Annotated in this window: 13 protein-coding genes; 12 read left to right on the top strand and 1 reads right to left on the bottom strand. The window is 69.2% G+C overall.

Annotated elements, in window-relative coordinates; genetic code table 11:
• Nucleotide 1 precedes the first annotated feature (1 nt).
• Nucleotides 2-586, bottom strand: a complete 585-nt coding sequence (gene rsxA / locus LRG07_RS07110) for an electron transport complex subunit RsxA (protein WP_201168095.1) — start codon at nt 584-586, stop codon at nt 2-4.
• Between the two features lie 516 nt (nt 587-1,102).
• Between rsxA and nifA the strand changes: the two genes are divergently transcribed.
• The 12 genes from nifA to LRG07_RS07045 all read left to right on the top strand — a co-directional run bounded on the left by nifA (nt 1,103) and on the right by LRG07_RS07045 (nt 13,300).
• A complete protein-coding gene (gene nifA / locus LRG07_RS07105) occupies nt 1,103-2,680 on the top strand; it encodes a nif-specific transcriptional activator NifA (RefSeq protein WP_238642047.1) in 1,578 nt (525 codons plus the stop codon).
• A gap of 187 nt (nt 2,681-2,867) precedes the next feature.
• The gene (gene nifB, locus LRG07_RS07100; RefSeq protein ID WP_201168090.1) at nt 2,868-3,923 is read left to right on the top strand and encodes a nitrogenase cofactor biosynthesis protein NifB; all 1,056 of its coding nucleotides are present in this window, start codon (nt 2,868-2,870) and stop codon (nt 3,921-3,923) included.
• Nucleotides 3,920-4,513, top strand: coding sequence for a nitrogen fixation protein NifQ (locus LRG07_RS07095; protein WP_238642046.1), 594 nt, complete (start codon nt 3,920-3,922; stop codon nt 4,511-4,513). Before nifB ends, LRG07_RS07095 begins: the two co-directional genes overlap by 4 nt.
• Nucleotides 4,513-5,658 carry a homocitrate synthase gene (gene nifV / locus LRG07_RS07090; protein WP_238635535.1) on the top strand — a complete coding sequence of 382 codons (1,146 nt, stop codon included), beginning with the start codon at nt 4,513-4,515 and terminating at the stop codon, nt 5,656-5,658. Before LRG07_RS07095 ends, nifV begins: the two co-directional genes overlap by 1 nt.
• An 11-nt stretch (nt 5,659-5,669) precedes the next feature.
• The gene (gene nifW / locus LRG07_RS07085) at nt 5,670-6,005 is read left to right on the top strand and encodes a nitrogenase-stabilizing/protective protein NifW (RefSeq protein ID WP_201168080.1); all 336 of its coding nucleotides are present in this window, start codon (nt 5,670-5,672) and stop codon (nt 6,003-6,005) included.
• Nucleotides 6,005-6,970, top strand: a complete 966-nt coding sequence (locus LRG07_RS14050) for a nitrogen fixation protein NifZ (RefSeq protein WP_370641520.1) — start codon at nt 6,005-6,007, stop codon at nt 6,968-6,970. The genes nifW and LRG07_RS14050 overlap by 1 nt, the downstream gene beginning before the upstream one ends.
• Nucleotides 6,948-7,835: an SIR2 family protein gene (locus tag LRG07_RS07070; RefSeq protein WP_201168074.1), complete on the top strand. Its 888-nt coding sequence runs from the start codon at nt 6,948-6,950 to the stop codon at nt 7,833-7,835. Before LRG07_RS14050 ends, LRG07_RS07070 begins: the two co-directional genes overlap by 23 nt.
• 511 nt (nt 7,836-8,346) lie before the next feature.
• Complete coding sequence (nifH, locus tag LRG07_RS07065) at nt 8,347-9,222, top strand: nitrogenase iron protein (RefSeq protein WP_201168071.1); 876 nt, start codon at nt 8,347-8,349, stop codon at nt 9,220-9,222.
• A gap of 13 nt (nt 9,223-9,235) precedes the next feature.
• Complete coding sequence (nifD, locus tag LRG07_RS07060; protein WP_201168069.1) at nt 9,236-10,702, top strand: nitrogenase molybdenum-iron protein alpha chain; 1,467 nt, start codon at nt 9,236-9,238, stop codon at nt 10,700-10,702.
• 90 nt (nt 10,703-10,792) lie between these two features.
• The gene (gene nifK / locus LRG07_RS07055; protein ID WP_238642045.1) at nt 10,793-12,364 is read left to right on the top strand and encodes a nitrogenase molybdenum-iron protein subunit beta; all 1,572 of its coding nucleotides are present in this window, start codon (nt 10,793-10,795) and stop codon (nt 12,362-12,364) included.
• Between the two features lie 16 nt (nt 12,365-12,380).
• The gene (locus LRG07_RS07050; RefSeq protein WP_201168064.1) at nt 12,381-12,581 is read left to right on the top strand and encodes a 4Fe-4S binding protein; all 201 of its coding nucleotides are present in this window, start codon (nt 12,381-12,383) and stop codon (nt 12,579-12,581) included.
• A 14-nt stretch (nt 12,582-12,595) separates the two neighbouring features.
• Nucleotides 12,596-13,300 carry a dinitrogenase iron-molybdenum cofactor biosynthesis protein gene (locus LRG07_RS07045; RefSeq protein WP_238633053.1) on the top strand — a complete coding sequence of 235 codons (705 nt, stop codon included), beginning with the start codon at nt 12,596-12,598 and terminating at the stop codon, nt 13,298-13,300.
• Nucleotides 13,301-13,318 lie beyond the last annotated feature (18 nt).

The following is a 13,318-nucleotide window of genomic DNA, read 5'->3' as shown; positions in this document are numbered from 1 at the left end:
CTCACCCTCCTTCGGGCAGTCCGGTCAGTCCCATGAACGCCAGCGACAGCAGCCCGGCGACCACGAAGCCGATGGGGGCACCGGCAAAGGCGGCCGGTACCGCCGCCGTGGCCAGCCGCTCGCGCAGGCCGGCGAACAGGACCAGAACCAGCGTGAAACCGAGCGCCGCTCCGACGCCGAAGACCAGGCTCTCGGCGAACGTGTGCGCTTCCTGGATGTTGAGCAGGGCCACGCCGAGCACGGCGCAGTTGGTGGTGATCAGCGGCAGGAAGACGCCCAGAACCTGGTGCAGGGCGGGGCTGACCCGGGCGACGGCCATCTCGGTGAACTGCACGGTCCCGGCGATGACGAGGATGAAGCTGAGGATGCGCAGGAACTCCAGGTCCAGGGGGATGAGCAGGGCGTGCTCGATCACCCACCCGGCCGCCGCCGCCAACGTGAGTACGAAGGTGGTGGCCAGGCCCATGCCCAGGGCGGTATCCAGTCGGTTCGACACACCCATGAACGGGCACAGCCCCAGGAACTGGGTCAGGACCACATTGTTCACCAGGGCGACGCCGAGCAGCAGTAGCAGGTATTCCGTCATCCTCTTTCCCTTTCCCGGCCCGTCGGCGGCGTTCGCTACGGGTCAAGCATCAGCCGTGCCAGCCGGTACCCTTCGAGCACCACGGTCCCGCAACCCCGCGTGATCCCGTTCGAACCTCGCCCGTTTGCACCAAAGAGGTGCCGCTGCACCGATGTGGCACAGGCGACAAAAGCATCACCTTCCGTGAATCACTGTGAGAAACGCGACAAACGGGGGTCGACGGTTCGCCGGCTGTCTGGAACGGGAGTTGCAACGGTTTTGCTCGGCCCAGATGGGGTCAGGGGGCCCCAAGGCGTCTGACGAACGCGCCCTGCGGGTCTCCTGCGCTTCTCACCCCGGCAGGGCCGCGCGCAGAGCACGCTTCGCTGTGGCTGCGCGCTGATCGGCGCGAACCCGTAAAGGTTCGCGCCGAACCCCTGCCGGGGCTGCGATGCTCGGCGCGTTCAATGACGCCTTGGGGCCCCTGATCCCATCTGGGCCAGCCAAAACCGATGCACCTAGCGGAGGGGAGTATTCATGGAGAACCCCACGTCCGTCGGCCCCCGAGAACGCGCCCGGGCCGAACTGGTCGAGGCCCAGCTCGAGGCGCTGTACCAGGTCAGCCGGGTGCTCTCGCGCAGTCTCGACCTGCGCGAGAGCCTTCAGGCCGTCCTGGAGGTGCTCCACGAGCACGCCGATATGCACTCCGGGATGGTCGCCCTGCGCGACCCCGTCCGCCGCGAGACCATCGTCCGCGCGCTGTACGGGCAGAGCCCCGCCAATGAGGTCGCCTACCGGCCGGGCGAGGGGATCGTTGGCGAGATCCTCAATCACGCCGAGCCGCTGATCGTGCGGCGCATCTCCGAGGAGCCGCGCTTCCTCGATCGGCTCGGCCTCTACGATCCGGATCTGCCGTTCATCGGTGTACCCATCAACGGCCCCGGCGAGCAGGACCCGCCGGTGGGCGTGCTCGCCGCCCAGCCCGCCGCCGACGAGGGCGCGCTGCTGGCCGAGCGCTCTCGGTTCATGCAGATGGTCGCCAACCTGGTCGCACAGACGGTCCGCCTGGCCACCGAGGTTGACCGTGAGCAGGCGGCCATCGTCGATGAGCGCGACCGCCTGCGCCGGGAGGTGCAGGAGAGCTACGGCTTCGAGAACGTCATCGGCCGGACCCCGGCTATCCGCCGGGTCTTCGAGCAGGTGCGTCGGGTGGCGCAGTGGAGCACTACGGTGCTGCTGCGCGGTGAGTCCGGCACCGGCAAGGAGCTGTTGGCCAACGCCATCCACTACAACTCGCCCCGGGCCGACGCGCCCTTTGTCAAGCTCAACTGCGCGGCGCTGCCCGACAGCCTGCTCGAGAGCGAGCTCTTCGGCCACGAGAAAGGCGCCTTCACCGGCGCTGTGCAGAGCCGGGTGGGGCGCTTCGAGCAGGCCGACGGCGGCACCATCTTCCTCGATGAGATGGGCGAGATCTCCCCGGCCTTCCAGGCGAAGCTGCTGCGGGTCCTGCAGGAGGGGGAGTTCGAGCGGGTGGGCAGCACCCGGACCCGGCGGGTGGACGTGCGCGTGCTCGCCGCCACCAACCGCGATCTGGAGGCGGCGGTGGCCGCCGGGGAGTTCCGCGAGGACCTCTACTACCGGCTCAACGTGATGACCATCACCATGCCGGCGCTGCGCGAGCGCCTCGAGGACATCCCGGAGCTGGTCCGGTTCCTCGTCGGGCGCATCGCCAGCAACCAGGAGCGGGCGCTGGAGATCTCCGACGACGCCATCCGCACGCTGATGCGCTACCACTGGCCGGGCAATGTTCGCGAACTGGAGAACGCCCTGGAGCGGGCGGCGATCATGAGCGAGGACGGCCGCATCGACCAGGAGGCCGTGATCCTGGCCGGGATCCCCGAGGACGGTTCGCCGGCCGTCGAGAGCGGGGTGCTACCCGCCGGGCCGGCGGCCCCGGACCCGAACGACCCCAACCTGGACGAGCGCGAGCGGGTCATCGCCGCGCTGGAGCGCACCGGTTGGGTGCAGGCCAAGGCGGCGCGGTTGCTGGGCATGACGCCGCGGCAGATCGCCTACCGGATCAAGACCCTCGACATCCCGGTCAAGAGCCTATGAGCCGTTGCTGGCGGCGTGGCGGACGCGACACGCGGCTGTGTGGGGTTTGCGACACGCGCGGCGAATGCCGCGGCGGGAGGCACGGCGAGACGGGCGGTTGGCCGCTCCCGTGATCCGGCACGAGGTTTGCAAAAGAGCGGGCAGGCCCGACCGGAGCGCGGCTCCGGTCCCGACGGAGGGAGAGACAATGGACGCATCCGGCTCCACCACCTGCGACCCCGCCGCCGGCTGCCCCGGCGTCGGTGGCGAGGGGGCGCCCGGCGACGGGCTCGAGCACCTGCCCGAGGCGCTGCGCGCCAAGGTCCGGGACCACCCCTGCTACTCCGAGCGTGCCCACCACCACTTCGCGCGGCTGCACGTGGCCGTTGCCCCGGGGTGCAACCTCTCGTGCAACTACTGCAATCGCAAGTACGACTGCGCCAACGAGTCCCGCCCCGGCGTGGTTTCCGAGGTGCTCACTCCGGAGGAGGCCGCGGCCAAGACCCTGGCGGTGGCCCATGAAATCCCGCAGCTGTCGGTGGTGGGCATCGCCGGACCGGGCGACGCCCTGGCCAACCCGCGCCGCACCTTCGAGACCTTCGAGCGCATCCGCGAGGTGGCTCCCCAGCTGCGCCTGTGCCTGTCCACCAACGGCCTGGCGCTGCCCGACTACGTGGACGATCTGGTGGCCCTCGAGGTGGAGCACGTCACGGTGACGGTCAACGCCATCGACCCGGAGATCGGCGCGCGCATCCACCCCTCGATCCTCTTTGAGCACCGGCGCCGGCGTGGCCTGGAGGCCGCCCGGATCCTCGTGCAGCGCCAGCTCGCCGGCATCGAGGCGCTGGCCGCCCGCGGCGTGCTGGTCAAGGTCAACTCGGTGGCCATCCCCGGGATCAACCATCAGCATCTACCTGTCGTTTCCCGGGCGGTCCGCCAGCGCGGGGCGTTCCTGCACAACGTCATGCCCCTGATCTCCGACCCCAGCCACGGTACCTACTTCGGCGAGATCGGCCAGCGCGGTCCGAGCGACGCCGAGCTGCTCGGCCTGCGGGCCGCCTGCGCCAGTGATATCGCGGTGATGAGCCACTGCCAGCAGTGCCGTGCCGATGCCGCCGGGCTGATCGGCGAGGACCGCGGGGCGGAGTTCAGCCGGGCCCGGGTAGCGGGCCGGTCGCTGGATCCGGAGGCCGTGCGCCGACGCCAGCAGGCCACCTGGCAGGAGCTGGAGGAGCAGCTGCGGGAAGAGGAGGGTACGCCATGAACCGCACCCATTCGCTGCCGCCCGAGCCCGATGGGCGGGCCTTTGCCCCCTACACCTGCGGCGGGCTGTTGGCCGAGGCCACCGGCCTGCCCAATGATCGCGCGCTGGGCCGGCTGGTGGCCGCCTGGCTCAGCGGCGAGAGCGTCCTGCCGGCGTGGATGGGTCTGGAGCCGGGCGAGTACGTGGCCATGATGGGCCGCCACTTTCCCAGTGTGGGCGCGGTGACCCCGTTCCCCGAGCCGACGACGCTCTCGCAACCGCTGGCCGACGAGCAGGCGGATGTCGCCGACCTGCTGCTTCGCTACCGCCGCGGCGCCGATCGCTCGGAGCGCTGGCTGGCGCGCATCGTCGCCGCCGGCTGTCTGGGCCGGGATCATCTCTGGCAGGACCTGGGGTTGCGCTCCCGTGGGGAGCTCACGGCGTTGATGGAAGACGCCTTCCCCGCGCTCTGTGCGTTGAACGACCGCGACATGAAGTGGAAGAAGTTCCTGTACAAGCGGTTGTGTGAAGAGACCGGAATCTATACGTGCCGGGCGCCGTCCTGCGACGCCTGCAGCGATTTCGCCGAGTGCTTCGGGCCGGAGGAGTGATGGGCGCGGTGGTGATCGACGATACGACCCTGCGCGACGGCGAACAGTCCGCCGGCGTGGCCTTCACCCGCGCGGAGAAGTGTGCCATCGCCGCGGCGCTCGACGGGATCGGCGTGCCCGAGCTGGAGGTGGGCATCCCGGCCATGGGGCCCGAGGAGCGGGCCGACATCCGGGCCCTGGTGTCCGCCGGGCTGTCGGCGCGGTTGCTGGTTTGGGCGCGCATGCGCGAGGCGGACCTGCGGGCGTGTGTCGGGCTGGGGGTCTGGGGGGTGGACGGCTCTATCCCGGTCTCGGATCAGCAGATTGCGCACAAGCTCGGCCGCGACCGCCGCTGGGTGCTGGGTCGGATCGATGCATGGGTGCGGCGGGCGCGGGCCGAAGGGCTGGCGGTGAGTGTCGGCGGCGAGGACGCCACCCGCGCCGATCCCGATTTCCTCGTCGAGGTCGCGCACTGTGCGGAGGCGGCCGGGGCGCGCCGGCTGCGCATCGCGGATACGGTCGGCATCGCCGAGCCGTTCGCGGTCCACGAGCTCTTCCAGCGCCTGCGCGCGGCCACCGGCCTGGAGCTGGAGATGCACGCCCACGACGACTTCGGTCTGGCTACGGCCAACACCCTGGCCGCCGTCCGCGGCGGTGCCACCCACGTCAACACCACCGTCTGCGGGCTGGGCGAGCGTGCCGGCAACGCCGCGCTCGAGGAGGTGACCCTGGCGCTTCATCGGCTCTGTGACCGGACCACCGGGGTCGACGCCGCCGGCCTGACCGGTGTCGCGGCACTGGTGGAGGCCGCCTCGGGCCGGCCGGTGCCCTGGGGCAAGAGCGTGGTCGGCGCCGGTGTCTTTAGCCACGAGGCCGGGATCCACGTGGACGGGCTGCTCAAGGACGCCCGCAACTACCAGGGTCTGGATCCGGACGAGGTCGGGCGGTGCCACGAGCTCGTCCTCGGCAAGCACTCCGGCACCCGCGGGGTCCAGGCGGCGTGCCGCGAGGCCGGGGTGAGCCTGGACCGCGAGCAGGCCCGGGCGCTGCTGCCGCTGATCCGCCGCTGGAGTGTCACTCACAAGCGTGCCCCCAGTGCCGCGGAGCTGCGTGCGCTGGTGGCGCAAGGGGCGGCCGCGGCCGCCGAGGATGCCGTCGAGGTGTAGAGGAGGTTGCCATGAAGTGGTTGGAGCCACTGGAACCGGAAAACGAGGAGGGCCTGGAGGGCGCGGAGGCGTGGTTCGAGGGCCTCGGCGTGGCCTACGATCCACAGCTGCTGCGGGTCTACCGCTTGCATATCCTGCAGCGCTTCCACGACTACGCCAGCGCCGAGCCGCCGGCGACACCCGATGAGGCCGAGGGGCAGGCCCGGGCACTGCTGCAACGCGCCCACGACGACTTTGTCGGCTCCGACGCCCGCAGCCAGGCCGCGCTGCGCATCCACCGGCAGGTGGCCCGGGGGGCGAGCGGCGAGGTCCCGGTGGCTCGAATCGGCCGTGGAGGATTCGGCTGATGCTGTCGCGGTTCCGGATCGGCGCGGCGGTGCGGGTGGCGCGCAACATCCGCAACGACGGCACCTACCCCGGCGTGGCCCGCGGTGAGCTGCTCGTCCCCCGGGGGAGCGTGGGTTACGTCCGTGATGTGGGGACCTTCCTGCAGGATCAGATCGTCTACAGCGTCTTCTTTCTGGATCAGGACCGCATGGTCGGCTGTCGCGAGGAGGAGCTCATGGATGCAGCCAGCCACTGGGTGGAGACCCGCTTCGAGTTTCGCGACCGCGTCACGCCCACGCGGCGGCTCGCCGTCCATGGCGAGGTGGTGGCCGAGCCGGGTGCGGTGGGCGAGATCATCCGCGTCCTGCGCGATGCACGCACCGGGCCGGCCTACCAGGTCCGCTTCCCGGGGCGTACGCTGCAGGTTCCGGAGCACGCCCTGGCGCCGCTGGCCGCCGAGGTGCCGGAGGTCACCGACGAGGACGTGGAGCGCTTCTACCGCGAGCATCCGGAGCGCTTCCAGCGGGACGAGACGCGCACCGTGCGCCATCTTCTGATCACCATCAACGACGAGTTCCCGGAGAATACCCGGCAGCGGGCCTGGGCGCGGGCGGAGAAGCTGGCCGGGAAGCTGGCGGACGACCCGCGGGGCTTTGCCGCCGCCGCCGAGCGCCACTCCGAGTGCCCCAGCGCCCTGCACGGCGGGCTGGTGGGCCGGGTGGCGCGGGGGCAGCTGCATGAGGAGCTGGACGCGGCCCTGTTCGAGATGGCCGCCGGCGAGGTGCGCGGCCCGGTGGAAACGGCGATGGGTCTGCACGTGCTCCTCTGCGAGACCGTACACCCGCCCGACGTTGCCCCGCTGGATGACGAGCTGCGCGAGCGGATCCGCGGGGCCCTGCAGGAAAAGCGGGCCCGCCAGGTCCAACGGGATCGGGCGCGGGCCGGCCAGGGAGGGGAGAACCATGAGCCATCCGGGACTGGATGACGAGCGTATTCGCCGCTGGACCCACGGCTTCGCCGACGGCAGCGTCGTCCCGGTGCTCGGGCCGGGCGCGCTGGACGGGGCGTGTCACCCGGAGACCGGCGATGCCATGCCGGCAGACAACGAGCGGCTGATCCTCGCGCTGAATCAGGGCAAGCCGATGTCGCCGGTGCTGATGCACGAGTTCTCGCGGGCGGCGATGAAGGTCGAGCAGGATCACGGACGCCCCTATCTGGAGCGTTTTCTGCGGACCTGCTTCGGCGAGGTCCCCTGGACCCGGGCGCCGGTGATCGACTGGCTGGCGCAGCAGCGGCCGGCCTGGGTGGTGGATCTCAACCGGGATACCCAGCTCCAGGACGCCTGGGCCGGCACCCCGCACCTGCTGGTTCAGGGCGTCGCACGGGTCACTGGCGGGCGACGCTATCGGGTCTTCCGGCACGACAGCATCGGCTACCACGAGCTCCACGACGAGGCGGCCGAGTCGCCGCCGTCGCCGGCGGGTCCGATCCTGTTCAAGCCCCTGGGGTCGCCCCGGCCCGAGCCGAGCTTCGTTGCCTCGGACGCCGATTTTGTGGACTACCTCACCGAACTGATGGGCGGCTTTGCCCTGCCGCGGTTCCTCAAGGAGCGGCGCCGGGGCGTGCGCTACCTGAGTCTCGGGGTTCGCTTCACCCGGGATACCGAGCGCATGCTCTTTACCGAGATCACCCAGGAGGCCGGCGAGCCCAAGGGCTGGGCGTTGTTGCCCGCCACGGCCGGCAAGGAGCGGCGCTACCTGGCCCGCCACGGTGTGACCGTGATCGAGGCCTGCGCCCGCGATCTGGCGGCGCGGGCCGTCGGCGTCGCCTCGTCGCCCCAACGCGCCTGAGCGTCGCTCGTCCCGTCGGAGGGGGTGGCATCCGGATTGCGTTCGATCAATAATGACGACCGGTGCCACACAACCTGTCGATGAGGAGCAGGGGCGATGCGACGCAAGTGGATCCCCGGCCAGCCGGATGAGCCCTACCAGGTCCTCGCCTTCAGCGACCGCGGTCACACCACCGTCTTCAGCGAGCACTGAAGCATCCCTCCTGTCGGTCGGGGAGCGGTTCTTCCCCTTGTCCGCTCCCCGACAACCCCCGGCCGATCATGTCGGACTTGCCACGGGCCTGCGGGCCGTCCCGGATCGTCGGGCCGGGCCCCCGGGGGTGTTCGCCCTTTCTTTGCTGATCGTTCTTAGTCTTCCTATAAGTCTTTTGGATCAACGGGTTGCGTAAACGCGGCGGGTCACCTTCGGCGCAGCGGGTCCGTCGTTGCCCCCTGCTGGCACGCCGGTTGCAAAACCCGGGTGCGAGCCGCTGAGGCGGCCGACGTAACCATCGGTCAGGAGGGATTAACCCATGAGACAGGCAGCAATCTACGGCAAGGGCGGCATCGGCAAGTCCACCACCACGCAGAACCTGGTGGCGGCGCTCGCCGAGAAAGGCAAGAAGGTGATGATCGTCGGCTGCGATCCGAAGGCCGACTCCACCCGCCTGATGCTCCATGCCAAGGCGCAGAACACGGTCATGCACCTGGCCGCCGAGGCGGGCAGCGTCGAAGACCTTGAGCTCGAGGACGTCCTGCAGGTCGGCTACGGCGACACCAAGTGCGTCGAGTCCGGTGGCCCGGAGCCGGGGGTCGGCTGCGCCGGCCGCGGCGTGATCACCGCCATCAACTTCCTCGAGGAGGAGGGCGCCTACGAAGACGACCTGGACTTTGTCTTCTACGACGTCCTCGGCGACGTGGTCTGCGGCGGCTTCGCCATGCCCATCCGCGAGAACAAGGCCCAGGAGATCTACATCGTCGTCTCCGGCGAGATGATGGCCATGTACGCGGCGAACAACATCGCCAAGGGCATCGTGAAGTACGCCAGCTCCGGCGGCGTGCGCATGGCCGGGCTGATCTGCAACTCCCGCAACACCGACCGCGAGGACGAGCTCATCGAGAACCTCGCCAGCCGGCTGGGTACCCAGATGATCGGCTTCATCCCGCGGGACAACATGGTCCAGCACGCCGAGATCCGGCGCATGACGGTTATTGAGTACAACCCGGAGTGCAAGCAGGCCGACGTCTACCGCGAGCTGGCGGACAACGTCATCAACAACACCCAAATGGTCGTGCCCACGCCGCTGGGCATGGATGACCTCGAGGACCTGCTCATGGAGTTCGGCATCCTCGAGGAGGAGGACGAGTCCATCGTGGGGCAAAAGGCCGACGAGACCGCCTCGGCGTAAAGGGGGAGAGCCAATGAGCAGCATGACGCAGGATGAGGCCCAGGCGCTGATCGAGGAGGTCCTCGAGGTCTACCCCGAGGCTACCCGCGAGGAGCGCGCCAAGCACCTGGCCGCCGTCGGGGCCGACCAGCAGCCGAGCAAGTGCGTGACCTCCAACCGCAAGTCGGTGCCCGGGGTCATGACCCAGCGCGGCTGCGCCTACGCCGGCTCCAAGGGCGTGGTCTGGGGGCCGATCAAGGACATGGTGCACATCTCCCACGGCCCGGTGGGCTGCGGCCAGCTCTCGCGGGCCGGCCGTCGCAATTACTACACCGGCCACACCGGTGTGGACACGTTCGGCACCATCAACTTCACCTCCGACTTCCAGGAGCGGGACATCGTCTTCGGCGGTGACCCCAAGCTCGAGAAGATCATCGACGAAGTCGAGATGCTCTTCCCGCTCAACAAGGGCATCACCGTGCAGTCGGAGTGCCCCGTCGGGTTGATCGGCGACGACATCGACTCGGTGGGCCGTCAGGCCACCGAGCGCCTCGGCAAGCCGGTTATCCCGGTGCGCTGTGAGGGCTTCCGCGGGGTCTCGCAGTCGCTCGGCCACCACATCGCCAACGACACCATCCGCGACCACGTCCTGGAGAACCGCGACGGCGACGGCCACCAGGCCGGGCCCTACGACGTGGCCATCGTCGGTGACTACAACATCGGCGGCGATTGCTGGGCCTCGCGCATCCTGCTCGAGGAGATGGGCCTGAACGTGGTTGCCCAGTGGTCCGGCGACGGCACCCTGGCCGAGATGGAGAACACGCCCAAGGTGCAGCTCAACCTCCTGCACTGCTACCGCTCCATGAACTACATCTGCGAGCACATGGAGAAGACCCACGGCATCCCGTGGATGGAGTTCAACTTCTTCGGTCCGACGCGCATCGCCCAGAGCCTGCGCGAGATCGCTGCCCGGTTCGACGAGACCATCCAGGCCAACGCCGAGGCCGTCATCGCCAAGTACCAGCCGATGATGGACGCGGTGATCGCCAAGTACCGGCCGCGGCTGGAGGGCAAGAAGGTGATGCTCTACGTCGGCGGTCTGCGCTCGCGCCACGTCATCGGCGCCTACGAGGACCTGGGCATGGAGGTGCTCGGCACCGGCTACGAGTTCGCCCACGACGACGACTACGACCGCACCTACCCCGAGCTCAAGGAGGGGACGCTGGTCTACGACGACGCCAACGCCTTCGAGCTGGAGCGCTTCATCGAGCGGGTCCAGCCGGACCTGGTGGCCGCCGGGATCAAGGAGAAGTACGTGTTCCAGAAGATGGGTCTGCCGTTTAGGCAGATGCACTCCTGGGACTACTCCGGGCCGTATCACGGCTACGACGGCTTCGCGATCTTTGCCCGGGATATGGACATGACCCTCAACAACCCGGTCTGGGACCGCATGACCCCGCCGTGGAAGGCCACCGGCGAGCCGGCCTCCAAGGCGGCCTGACCATCTCAGCCAGGGGCGGGCCGCTCAGCCGGCCCGCCCGAACAGGGCAAGGCGCCGTGCCCGCAGCGCGGCGCAGCTGGAGGAAGCGCAATGAACGAAGACACCGAAGCCATCAAGCCGTGCTACCCGCTGTTCCGGGATGACGACTACCAACAGGTCCTCAGCCGCAAGCGCCGGGAGCAGGAGGAGGGCGTCGACGCGGCGAAGATCGACGAGACCTTCGAGTGGACCACCACCGAGGAGTACCAGCAGCTGAACTTCTCGCGCGAGGCGCTGACCGTCGATCCGGGTAAGGCCTGTCAGCCCCTCGGGGCGGTGCTCTGCTCGCTGGGGTTCGAGAAGACGCTGCCCTACGTCCACGGTTCCCAGGGGTGTGTGGCCTACTTCCGGACCTACTTCAACCGCCACTTCAAGGAGCCGGTGGCCTGTGTCTCCGACTCCATGACCGAGGATGCCGCGGTCTTTGGCGGGCACAAGAACATGAACCAGGGGCTGCAGAACGCCTACCAGATCTACCAGCCCGAGGTGATCGCCGTCTCCACCACCTGCATGGCCGAGGTCATCGGCGACGACCTCAACGCCTTCATCGGCAACGCCAAGGACGAGGGGTATCTGCCGCAGGAAGTGCCCACGCCTTTTGCGCACACGCCGAGCTTCGTCGGCAGCCACGTCACCGGCTGGGACGGCATGTTCGAGGGCATTGCCCGCTACTTCACCATCAACGCGATGGAGGACAAGCAGCCGGGCAGCAACGGCAAGGTCAACCTGGTGCCTGGCTTCGAGACCTACCTGGGCAGCTACCGCTGGCTCAAGCGCGCCCTGGGCGAGATGGGCGTGGAGGCCTCGCTGCTCTGCGATCCCACCGAGGTGCTCGACACCCCGGCCGACGGTGAATACCGGATGTACGCCGGCGGGACGCCGATTGACGAGGTCCGTGACGCCCCCAATGCGCTGGACACCCTGCTGCTCCAGCCGTGGATGCTGACCAAGACCAAGAAGTACATCAAGCAGACCTGGAAGCACGATTGCCCCGAGGTTCAGGTGCCCATCGGCCTCGAGGGAACCGACAACTTCCTGATGAAGGTCTCGCAGATCACCGGCAAGCCGATCCCCGAGTCCCTGGAGCTCGAGCGCGGGCGGCTGGTGGATATGATGACCGACTCCCACCAGTGGCTGCACGGCAAGCGCTTCGCCCTGTGGGGGGATCCGGACTTCGTCATGGGCATGACCCGGTTCCTCACCGAACTCGGCGCCGAGCCGCGCCACGTGCTCTGCCACAACGCCAATAAGCGTTGGGGCAAGGCCATGCGCGCCATGCTCGAGCAGACCCCGTACGGCGAGAGCGCCCAGGTCTACGTCGGCAAGGATCTCTGGCACATGCGCTCGCTGTGCTTCACCGATAAGCCCGACTTCATGATCGGCAACTCCTACGGGAAGTTCATCCAGCGCGACACCCTCTACAAGGGCAAGGAGTTCGAGGTGCCGCTGATCCGCCTCGGCTTCCCGATCTTCGACCGGCATCACCTGCACCGCAACAGCATCTGGGGCTACGAGGGGGCGATGTACATCCTCACCACCATCGTCAACGAGGTGCTCGCCCGGCTCGACGAGGAGACCCGTCACATGGGGGTCACCGACTTCAACTACGACCTGGTCCGGTGATCGAGGAGGAAAGAGCATGGCCATGAAAATCGATCCGGAACTGTGCACCAGCTGCGGCGACTGCGAACCGGAGTGCCCGGAGGCGGCCATCAAGCGCAACAAGATGGGCCTCTACGAGATCATCGCGGACCGCTGCACCGAGTGCGAGGGGCATTTCGAGATGCCCCGCTGCGAGGAGGTCTGCGAGGTGGACGAGTGCATCGTCCCCGCCGACTGAAGGGAGGAGACGGCATGCAGGATGCATCACTGCAACCGGAACTGGCCCTGCGCATCGGGCTGGCGGCGCGCGAGCTCCCGGAGCTCGACGTATCGCAGCTGGTGCGGGTGCTGACCGGGCTGCTCGGGGCACCGTTGAGCGCCGAGAAGCTCGCCGGGGTGACCCCCCGGGGGCTGCGCGACGCCGGCGGGGCCCACCACCTGGAGGCCGTTCAGCAGGCCCCGGCGGAGCGGCTGGAGGCCGCCTGCCGGGCCCTGCATGGCGAAGAGGCGGCACCAGAGCCGGTCCCCGAGCCGGAGCCGGGTCCGTCGCCAGAGGGGACCATCCGGGTCGCCTGCGCCTCGAACAGCGGCGGTGAGCTGGATGGTCACTTCGGCGCCTGCGCCCGGTTCCTCATCTACGAAGTCGGTGCCGCCGGCTGCCGGCTTGCCGAGGTCCGGCCGGTGGCCGAGGCGGTCACTGGCAGCGGCACCCGGCGCGACGACCGCATCGCGGCCCGGGTGGCGCTGATCGCCGACTGCCACGTGCTGTACTGCTGCTCGATCGGCGGCCCGGCGGCGGCCAAGGTGGTCAACGCCGGGGTCTTTCCCATGAGGCGCGACGCCGGGGGAGCGGCCGCGGCGCACATGGACGAGCTTCGCGCCGCCCTGGCCGAGCGCCCGCCGCCGTGGCTGGCCCGGCTGATGGCCGGAGAAGGTGCGGCGCGGGTCGCGCCGTGAGGCCGGCGGTTACCGGAC

This window comes from Halorhodospira sp. 9622 (assembly GCF_022228025.1).
GTDB lineage: Bacteria > Pseudomonadota > Gammaproteobacteria > Nitrococcales > Halorhodospiraceae > Halorhodospira > Halorhodospira halophila_A.
Note: the sequence above shows the minus strand (reverse complement) of the source record. Positions and strands in the feature narration are given on the sequence as shown.

What these genes read in the sequence shown, in the direction of transcription:
- nifW (WP_201168080.1), top strand. Translation starts at nt 5,670, where the DNA reads ATGAAGTGGTTGGAGCCACTGGAACCGGAAAACGAGGAGGGCCTGGAG.
- nifA (WP_238642047.1), top strand. Translation starts at nt 1,103, where the DNA reads ATGGAGAACCCCACGTCCGTCGGCCCCCGAGAACGCGCCCGGGCCGAA.
- nifD (WP_201168069.1), top strand. Translation starts at nt 9,236, where the DNA reads ATGAGCAGCATGACGCAGGATGAGGCCCAGGCGCTGATCGAGGAGGTC.
- LRG07_RS07095 (WP_238642046.1), top strand. Translation starts at nt 3,920, where the DNA reads ATGAACCGCACCCATTCGCTGCCGCCCGAGCCCGATGGGCGGGCCTTT.
- nifV (WP_238635535.1), top strand. Translation starts at nt 4,513, where the DNA reads ATGGGCGCGGTGGTGATCGACGATACGACCCTGCGCGACGGCGAACAG.
- nifB (WP_201168090.1), top strand. Translation starts at nt 2,868, where the DNA reads ATGGACGCATCCGGCTCCACCACCTGCGACCCCGCCGCCGGCTGCCCC.
- LRG07_RS07070 (WP_201168074.1), top strand. Translation starts at nt 6,948, where the DNA reads ATGAGCCATCCGGGACTGGATGACGAGCGTATTCGCCGCTGGACCCAC.
- LRG07_RS07050 (WP_201168064.1), top strand. Translation starts at nt 12,381, where the DNA reads ATGGCCATGAAAATCGATCCGGAACTGTGCACCAGCTGCGGCGACTGC.
- rsxA (WP_201168095.1), bottom strand. Translation starts at nt 586, where the DNA reads ATGACGGAATACCTGCTACTGCTGCTCGGCGTCGCCCTGGTGAACAAT.
- LRG07_RS07045 (WP_238633053.1), top strand. Translation starts at nt 12,596, where the DNA reads ATGCAGGATGCATCACTGCAACCGGAACTGGCCCTGCGCATCGGGCTG.
- nifK (WP_238642045.1), top strand. Translation starts at nt 10,793, where the DNA reads ATGAACGAAGACACCGAAGCCATCAAGCCGTGCTACCCGCTGTTCCGG.
- nifH (WP_201168071.1), top strand. Translation starts at nt 8,347, where the DNA reads ATGAGACAGGCAGCAATCTACGGCAAGGGCGGCATCGGCAAGTCCACC.
- LRG07_RS14050 (WP_370641520.1), top strand. Translation starts at nt 6,005, where the DNA reads ATGCTGTCGCGGTTCCGGATCGGCGCGGCGGTGCGGGTGGCGCGCAAC.